8 protein-coding genes are annotated in these 8,453 nt (G+C 75.4%); all 8 read left to right on the forward strand.

Annotated elements, in window-relative coordinates:
* Positions 1–227 (forward strand): TetR family transcriptional regulator C-terminal domain-containing protein (locus AE652_RS45410; RefSeq protein WP_049656573.1); only part of this gene is annotated, 227 nt, incomplete at its 5' end.
* A 160-nt stretch (positions 228–387) separates the two neighbouring features.
* A complete protein-coding gene (gene aroA, locus AE652_RS28400) occupies positions 388–1,635 on the forward strand; it encodes a 3-phosphoshikimate 1-carboxyvinyltransferase (protein WP_049656576.1) in 1,248 nt (415 codons plus the stop codon).
* 102 nt (positions 1,636–1,737) lie between these two features.
* Complete coding sequence (locus AE652_RS28405; RefSeq protein ID WP_049656577.1) at positions 1,738–2,763, forward strand: RNA ligase family protein; 1,026 nt, start codon at positions 1,738–1,740, stop codon at positions 2,761–2,763.
* A gap of 166 nt (positions 2,764–2,929) precedes the next feature.
* Entirely contained in the window at positions 2,930–3,307 is a 378-nt protein-coding gene (locus AE652_RS28410; protein ID WP_049656579.1) for a YciI family protein, read from the forward strand.
* Entirely contained in the window at positions 3,304–4,581 is a 1,278-nt protein-coding gene (locus tag AE652_RS28415; RefSeq protein WP_049656582.1) for an RNA polymerase sigma factor, read from the forward strand. The genes AE652_RS28410 and AE652_RS28415 overlap by 4 nt, the downstream gene beginning before the upstream one ends.
* A 155-nt stretch (positions 4,582–4,736) precedes the next feature.
* On the forward strand, positions 4,737–5,786 hold the full coding sequence (locus AE652_RS28420; RefSeq protein ID WP_049656585.1) for an alpha/beta hydrolase: 1,050 nt from the start codon (positions 4,737–4,739) through the stop codon (positions 5,784–5,786).
* A 288-nt stretch (positions 5,787–6,074) separates the two neighbouring features.
* Positions 6,075–6,986, forward strand: coding sequence for a diiron oxygenase (locus AE652_RS28425; RefSeq protein ID WP_049656586.1), 912 nt, complete (start codon positions 6,075–6,077; stop codon positions 6,984–6,986).
* Positions 6,987–7,044: 58 nt separating this feature from the next.
* Positions 7,045–8,453 (forward strand): 4Fe-4S binding protein (locus AE652_RS28430; RefSeq protein ID WP_049656588.1); only part of this gene is annotated, 1,409 nt, incomplete at its 3' end.

The raw sequence follows: 8,453 nt of genomic DNA on the forward strand, positions 1-8,453 counted from the left end.
GCGGGGGATCGGCGCTGGGCGGGGCGACGGGCGGTGGGCCGGCGGCCGGGGGATCGGCGCTGGGCGGGGCGGACACCGCCGGGGCGGTGGACGCGCGGACCGAGGCCCGTACGCTGCTCGCCCTCGCCGACGGGCTCACCGCGCACGTACTGGTCGGGCACCGGACGGCGGCGGAGGCGGAGGAGGTCTTGCACACGCACCTGGCCGGGCTCTGGGCGCGCTGCTGAAACGGCCCCTCGGCACGCGGCTGAAGTCGTCGCCCACTGTTGTCGCCCCCGTCACCGTCCAGTCCGTGGATGGTCGGCCACGGCGGTGGCCGGGTCGGGCAGGATCGGGCCCGACGTCACCGGAGACACCTGTCGGACACTCGAGTTGGGAGAGCCTGCCGTGACTGCTGTGGAGATCCCCGGGTCCAAGTCCATCACCGCCCGGGCGCTGTTCCTGGCCGCCGCCGCCGAGGGCGTGACCACCCTGCGCCGGCCGCTGTCCTCGGACGACACCGAGGGCTTCGCGCAGGGGCTGGACACCCTCGGGTACCGGATCGAGCGGACGGCCGCGGCGTGGCGGGTGGAGGGCCGCCCGGCCGGTCCCGCCGTCCCGGAGGCCGAGGTGTACTGCCGCGACGGCGCCACCACCGCGCGCTTCCTGCCCACCCTCGCCGCCGCCGGCCACGGCACGTACCGCTTCGACGCCTCCGCCCAGATGCGCCGCCGCCCGGTCGCCCCGCTCACCCGGGCGCTGCGCGACCTGGGCGTGGACCTGCGGCACGAGGAGGCCGAGGGGCACCACCCGCTGACGGTCCTCGCCGACGGCGTCCGTGGCGGTGAACTCACCCTGGACGCAGGGCAGTCCTCGCAGTACCTGACCGCGCTGCTGCTGCTCGGCCCGCTCACCCGGGACGGCCTGCGGATCACCGTCACCCGGCTGGTCTCCGCGCCGTACATCGGCATCACCCTGGCGATGATGCGCGACTTCGGGGTCGAGGTGAAGCGGGAACGGACGCCCGCCGGCGAGCTGTTCGAGGTGCCCCCCGGCGGCTACCGGGCCGCCGACTACCCGATCGAGCCGGACGCCTCCACGGCCAGCTACTTCTTCGCCGCCGCGGCCCTGGCCGGCCGGGAGGTCACCGTCCCCGGCCTCGGCCGGGACGCGCTCCAGGGCGACCTGCGCTTCGTCGACGTGCTGCGGCGGATGGGCGCCCGGGTGGACGTCGGCGCCGACCGCACCACGGTGGCCGGCGAGGGCCCGCTCGGCGGGATCACCGTCAACATGCGGGACATCTCCGACACCATGCCCACCCTCGCGGCCATCGCCCCGTTCGCCACCGGGCCGGTGCGGATCGAGGACGTCCACAACACCCGGGTCAAGGAGTGCGACCGCCTGGAGGCCTGCGCCGACAACCTGCGCGCGATGGGCGTCACCGTGGCCACCGGGGACGACTGGATCGAGATCCGGCCCGGCACGCCCCGCCCGGCCGAGGTCACCACCCACTCCGACCACCGGATCGTCATGTCCTTCGCCGTCACCTCGCTGCGCACCCCCGGCATCACCTTCGACGACCCGGGCTGCGTGCGGAAGACCTTCCCGGGGTTCCACGAGGCCTTCGCGGCGCTGCGCGCGGAGTGGGGGGTCTGACCCGCGCCGCTCCGACCCGGGTCGCCGCTCCGACCCGGGTCGTCGTCCGGGCCGGGAAATCCCGGTTGCCAGGCGGCGGCCCCGGCGGCGAGGATTCCGTTCGTGTCCGAGACGGTGTTCGAGACGGTGTCCGACGGGCCCGGGCTGCGGCCCTACCCCAAGATCCCCGCCCGGGGCCGCTCCGGCGGGCCCGGCAGCCGCGAGTGGACCGCGGCAGAGAAGGTGCACGGGGCGCACTTCGCCGTGGTCTGCGAAGGCGGCTCCGTCCGGGCCGCGAAACGGCGTGAACTGCTGGACGACGAGGGGCTGGACGGCTTCTTCGGGGTGAGCCGGATCTGGCCCGAACTCTCCGTCGCGGCCGCCCGGTTCGCCGCCGCGGTGCGCGAACCGTGGGGCGCCGCCGCCGTGGTGACGGTCTACGGCGAACTGGCCGGCGGCCGCTACCCGCACCCCGGGGTGCCCGCCGTCCCCGGCGTCGACCCGGTCCAGACCGGCGTCTGGTACGCCCCCGGCCTGCGCTGGCTGCCCTTCGACGCCACCGTCGAGACCCCCGAGGGCCGCTGGTGGATCGCCGACCGGACCCTGCGCACGGCCGCGCGGGCCGCCGGACTCACCTGCGTCCCCCTGCTCGGCCACGGCCCGCTGAACACCCTGCACGACCTGCCGGTCCGCTACCCCAGCCGGGTGCCCGCCCTGCTCGGCCTGCCCGAGCTGCCGGACAACCTCGCCGAGGGGTACGTCCTCAAACCGGCCGGCGAATGGCACGAGTCCGCCACCGCCCGTCCGCTCGTGAAGGTGAAGCAGCGGGCCTTCGCCGAGGACGACCGCTACGACGGCGCCCGCCCCTACCTCCCCCCGCCGGAGGGCGCGGCCGGCGTCCCCGCCTGGCTCCTCGTCCAGGCCTCGGCCCTGCTCACCCCCACCCGCGCCGCCGCCGCCGTCAGCAAGCTCGGCCCCCGCACACCCGCGCAGGCCGTGGCCGCGGAGATCGCGGCGGACGTGGCCGAGGAACTCGCCGACGCCGTGGGAGGGTTGGACCCGACCGTCCTGGCCGCCCTGCGCCAGGCCCTCGAACCGGGGGCCCGGGCCCTCACGTCCTTCGACGCGGAGGACCGGCGCAACTCCTGAGCGCCGGGTGGCCGGCGGCTGCCGTACCTTGATCGTTCGTGGGGTCAGGGGCGCGAGAAAGATTCCTCGGGAAAGTCGTCGGCCGATGTAGAGGCCGGGTTCCGCCGCTCCGACTGAGAGGTGACGGCGCGCCGACGGGGCGCGTGAGACGGAGGGGACACCCGGAATGAAGTACGTCGCGATGATCTACGGCAACCAGGCCAAGTGGGACTCCTTCCCGGCCGAGGCGTGGCCGGAGGCGATCGCCAGGCAGGAGGCGTTCAACGCGCGGTACCGGGAGAGCGGGGAGCTGGTCGGCGCGTACGGGCTGGCGGACGCGGCGGCGGCGCAGCTGGTGCGGCGGGCGGAGGGGGTGCCGGTGGTCACCGACGGGCCGTACCTGGAGACCAAGGAGTACGTGGCCAGCTTCTACCTGCTGGACTGCGAGAGCCTGGAGCGGGCCCAGCAGATCGCGGCGGACATGCCGTTCGCGGACGTGGAGCCGGTGGAGCTGTGGCCGGTCCTGCACGAGTCCGTGGCGGGCGACCTCCCCGTGTGCGAGTGAGCGGAACGACCGGTGCCGTCGAGGGCCTGCTGCGCGAACTGGCGCCGCAGGTCCTCGGCGTGCTGGTGCGGCGGCACGGCGGGGCGTTCGACGCGTGCGAGGACGCGGTGCAGGAGGCGCTGCTGGCCGCCGCGACGCAGTGGCCGGAGGGCGGGGTGCCGGCCAACCCGAGGGGCTGGCTGGTGACGGTGGCGGAGCGGCGGCTGGTGGACCGGGTGCGCAGCGATTCGGCGCGCCGCCGCCGGGAGGAGGCGCTGGCGCTGGCCACACCGCAGTCGGCGCTGCTCGCCCCCGCGGCCGACGCGCCCGACCCGGCGGCGGACGACTCCCTTGCGCTGCTGTTCCTCTGCTGCCACCCGGCGCTGTCCGTGCCGAGCCGGATCGCGCTGACCCTGCGCGCGGTCGGCGGCCTGACCACCGCGCAGATCGCGGCCGCGTTCCTGGTGCCCGAGGCGACGATGGCGCAGCGGATCAGCCGGGCGAAGCAGACGCTGAGGAGCGCGGGCGGGGGACTGTCCCTCGGCGGGGGAGAGTCCCTCCCGGAGGGCGGGGCGGGGCGGCTGGGCGAGGTCCGGCACGTGCTGTACCTGGTCTTCAACGAGGGCTACACGGCGAGCGGCGGCGAGGAGCTGACCGCGCCGCGGCTGTCCGAGGAGGCGATCCGGCTGACCCGGCTGCTGCGGCGGCTCACCCCCGGGGACGCCGAGACGGCGGGGCTGCTCGCGCTGATGCTGCTGACCGACGCCCGCCGGCCGGCCCGTACCGGGGCGCACGGCGCGGTGGTGCCGCTGGACGAGCAGGACCGCGGCCGGTGGGACCGTGAACTATTGGACGAGGGGCTGGAGTTGATCGCCTCGGTGCTGCCGCGCGGGCAGGCCGGGCCGTACCAGGTGCAGGCCGCGATCGCCGCGGTGCACGGGGAGGCGGCGACGGCGCGGGAGACCGACTGGCCGCAGGTCCTGGCGCTGTACGACCTGCTGCTGCGCCTCGACCCGAACCCGGTGGTCGCGCTCAACCGGGCGGTCGCGGTCGCGATGGTGCACGGGCCGGAGGCCGGGCTGGCACTGGTGGCGGAGCTGGCCGGGGACCGGCGCCTGGCCCGGCACCACCGGCTGCTCGCCGTCCGGGCGCACCTGCTCGACCGGCTCGGCACCGACCCGGCGGCCGCCGCCCGCGCCTACCGGGAGGCGGCGGCCCGGACGGCGAGCGCCCCGGAGCGGCGCCATCTGGCCTCCGGGGCACGGCGGTTGGAGGTGGCCTCGAGTACGGGGTGAGCGGGCGGGCGGCAGGGTCGAGGGCAGGGTCGAGGGCGGGTTCAGACGGCGTCCAGGGGGCTTCCGCGTCCGGTGGGAGGGGCCCATCATGGGCTCCCGGCCCCGGCAGAACCGCCCCGACACCGTTCCAGGGCCGCCGTCAGGAGGCAGAAGAGATGACGATCCCACCGCCCGTTCGGATCCAGGCCGCCGTCGTCCGCGCCGCGTACGCGCTGCCCGAGGGCCTGCGGCGGGCCGTCGCGGGCAAGCCGGTGGTCCTCGACGGGCAGACGCTCGCGCTGGACGCGCAGTTGATACTCAAGCTCCAACGGCTGTCCGGGGCGTCCCTGGTGATGTCGGGCGGGGTCGGGCCGTCGCGCGCCGCGATGGAGCACGCGCGGCACCTGGTGGGCGGGCCGCGCAACCGTACGGTGGCCGCGCGGAGCGTCGGCATCCCGCAGGAGCACGGCGAACTGGCCGCGACGCTGTACACCCCGGAGGGGCTGGCGGCCGGTTCCGGCCTGCTGGTCCTCCTGCACGGCGGGGGCTGGGTGGTCGGCAGCCGGGCCAGCCACGACCACGTCGCCCGCTTCCTCGCCCAGCGGGCGCGGGTGCGGGTGCTGTCGGTGGAGTACCGGCTGGCGCCCGAGCACGCGTTCCCGGCGGCGGCCGAGGACGCGCTGGCCGCGTTCGACTACGCCTACGCCAAGGCCGCCGACCTGGGCGCGGACCCTGAGCGGATCGCGGTCGGCGGGGACAGCGCGGGCGGCAACCTGGCCGCCGTCGCCGCCCAGCAGGCGGTCCGGCGGGGCGGCCCCGCGCCGGTGTTCCAGCTGCTGCTGTACCCGGCGACCGACGCCTCGACCCGGCGCCCCTCGCGCGCACTGTTCGCCGACGGGTTCTTCCTGACCAGCGCCGACATGGACTGGTTCGCCGACCGGTACGCGCCCGCGCCCGCCGACCGCGCCGACCCGCGGCTGTCGCCGCTGCTCGCCGAGGACCTGACCGGCCTGCCGCCCGCGTACATCGGCACCGCGGGCTTCGACCCGTTGCGCGACGAGGGCGAGGCGTACGCGCGGGCGCTGGAGGAGGCCGGGGTCGCGGTGCGGCTGAGCCGGCAGTCGGACCTCATCCACGGGTACGCCAGCTACATCGGCGTCGGCCACCGCTTCCGGGAGGCGACGGCCGAGGCGGCGGAGGCGCTGCGGCAGGCGATCGGCGGGTAGCGGCAGCGTGCCGGAGGGCTTGCGGCGAAGGGCGGGACCCCAGCAGCGGGCGGGTCCCGCCCTTCGCCGTGCCGTGAGACGGGAAGGCGGGGCGGGGCCGGAGGCAGAAGGGGGGCGTGACCGTGAGACGGAAGGGGGCGTGCCCGGAGGCGGAAGGGGGGCGTGAGCCGTACGGTCACGCGCCGGATCGCTGTCGCGCAGGGGGTTCTCGGCGACCGGCTCTTATTGTACTGTCCGTCTAATAAGCGGGTGAGCGGGAACCCGCGGAACAGGCACCTGGAGGCAGCCATGGCTCTCACCTGGCAGACGGGGCACGGCCACACCACGGCCGACGACGACGTCTCGAAGCGGCTGCTGGAGTCGGCCGCCACCCTCTCCTACGACCCCTCGACCGAGATCGACTGGGACGCCCCCCTCCCGGACGACCACTACGGCCTCAACCCGGAGTGGAGCACCCTCTACGGCACCCGGCTGTGGGACGAGATGACCGAGCGCCAGCGGGTCACGCTCACCCGGCACGAGGTCTGCTCGATCATGAACACCGGCATCTGGTTCGAGATGATCCTCCAGCAGATGGTGCTGCGCGACCAGTACCTCAAGAACCCCGCCACCGCCGAGTTCCAGTTCGCGCTCACCGAGATCGCCGACGAGTGCCGCCACTCGATCATGTTCGCCCGCGCCTGCGCCAAGATGGGCGTCCCCGCCTACCGCCCGAACAAGGTGATCGCCCAAGCCGGGCGCGCCTTCAAGGCGCTCGCCAAGGGCGAACTCGCCTACGGCGGCATCCTGGTGGCCGAAGAGGTGCTCGACGTCATGCAGCGCGACTGGATGCGCGGCGAGAAGGTGCTGGAGATCGTCCGCGGCACGTCCCGGATCCACGTGGTCGAGGAGTCCCGGCACATGAAGTTCGCCCGGCAGGAGATCCGCGAGCGGATGCGCCACGCGAGCCCGGCCCGCCGGCGCGCCTCGGCCACCGGCATCGCCGTGGGCGCGTACGTCATCGTCACCAGCATGGTGCACCCGGGCGTGTACAAGGCCGCCGGGCTCGACGTGCAGCGGGCGCTCGCCGAAGTGCGGGCCAGCGAGCACCGCAAGGCGATGATGCGCACCAGCTCCCGGCACCTGATGGCCTTCCTCGCCGAGACCGGCCTGCTCACCAGCCGCTCGGCGGCCGTCTACCGCCGGGTGCACATGCTCTGACGGACCGTCACAATCGAGCCGCCCCATCCCCCACGCGCAGCGAGGACCCACCCCGGCCATGGCCTACGCGATCACCCAGACCTGCTGCAACGACGCCTCGTGCGTGTCCGTCTGCCCGGTCAACTGCATCCACCCGACCCCGGACGAACCGGAGTTCGGCACCACCGACACGCTCTACATCGACCCGCGGGCGTGCATCGACTGCGGCGCCTGCGCGGACGCCTGCCCGGTGGACGCGGTGTTCCCGGTCGACCGGCTGCGCGGACCCGACACCGTGTTCGGCGACCTCAACCGCGACTGGTTCCGCGACCACCCCAACGACCACGCCTGGGGCGCGCCCAGCTTCCCGCGCAGCCTGCCGGCCGAGGTCGGCGCGCTGCGGATAGCCGTCGTCGGCACCGGCCCGTCCGCCGGGTACACCGCGCAGGAACTGCTGCGCGGCACCAGCGCCGAGATCACCATGATCGACCGGCTGCCGGTCACTGGCGGCCTGCTGCGCCACGGCGTCGCGCCCGACCACCAGTCCACCAAGCGGATCGCGGAGAGCTTCGCGAGCGTCTTCCACGACCCCCGGCTGCGGATGCACCTGAACGTGGAGATCGGCACGGACCTCACCCACCAGGAGCTCGCCGCCCACCACCACGCGGTGGTGTACGCGGTCGGCGCGGCCGCCGACCGCCGGCTCGGCATACCCGGTGAGGACCTGCCGGGCAGCCTGCCCGCGACCGCCTTCGTCGGCTGGTACAACGCCGAACCCACCGTGCCCGCCGACGCGGTGGAGCTGTCGGCGGAGCGCGTGGTGGTGGTCGGCAACGGCAACGTCGCGGTGGACGTCGCCCGCATCCTGCTCACCGACCCCGACCGGCTCGCCGCCACCGACATCGCCGACCACGCCCTGGCCGCGCTGCGCCGCAGCCGGGTCCGGGAGGTCGTGCTGCTCGCCCGGCGCGGCCCCGGGCAGGCGGCGTGGAGCAGGGCGGAGTTCCTGGCGCTGCGGCGGTTGCCGGGCGTCGAGGTGGTGGTGGCGGACCACCCGGAGGTCCGGGCGGCGATCGAGGCGGCGGCGGCGGAGGCGGGAACAGGGGCGGAAGCGGGGTCGGGTACGGCGTCGGGGGCGGCGCTGCTCGCCGGGCTGCCGCTGGTGCCGCACGACGGTGACGCGGCGCCCGGGCCGGGGCGGCGGATCGTACTGCGGTTCCTGTCGGCGCCGGTCGAGCTGTCCGGGGAGGGGCGGGTCGAGGCGCTGACCGTCGAGCGGACCGCCCCGGCGGCGGACGGCCGGGTCGAGGGCACCGGGGTACGGGACGTGCTGCGGGCCGGGCTGGTGGTGCGCTCCATCGGGCACCGGGGTGTCCCGCTGCCCGGGCTGCCGTTCGACGAGCGGACCGGGACGGTCGCGCACCGGGCGGGGCGGGTCGTCGACCCGGCGACCGGACGGCCGCTGCCGGGGACGTACGTGGTGGGCTG

Source organism: Kitasatospora sp. MY 5-36 (assembly GCF_001182915.1).
Lineage (GTDB): Bacteria > Actinomycetota > Actinomycetes > Streptomycetales > Streptomycetaceae > Kitasatospora.

Excerpts from the sequence above, each read along its gene's own strand:
- AE652_RS28410 (WP_049656579.1), top strand. The coding sequence starts at position 2,930 with ATGAAGTACGTCGCGATGATCTACGGCAACCAGGCCAAGTGGGACTCC.
- AE652_RS28420 (WP_049656585.1), top strand. The coding sequence starts at position 4,737 with ATGACGATCCCACCGCCCGTTCGGATCCAGGCCGCCGTCGTCCGCGCC.
- AE652_RS28425 (WP_049656586.1), top strand. The coding sequence starts at position 6,075 with ATGGCTCTCACCTGGCAGACGGGGCACGGCCACACCACGGCCGACGAC.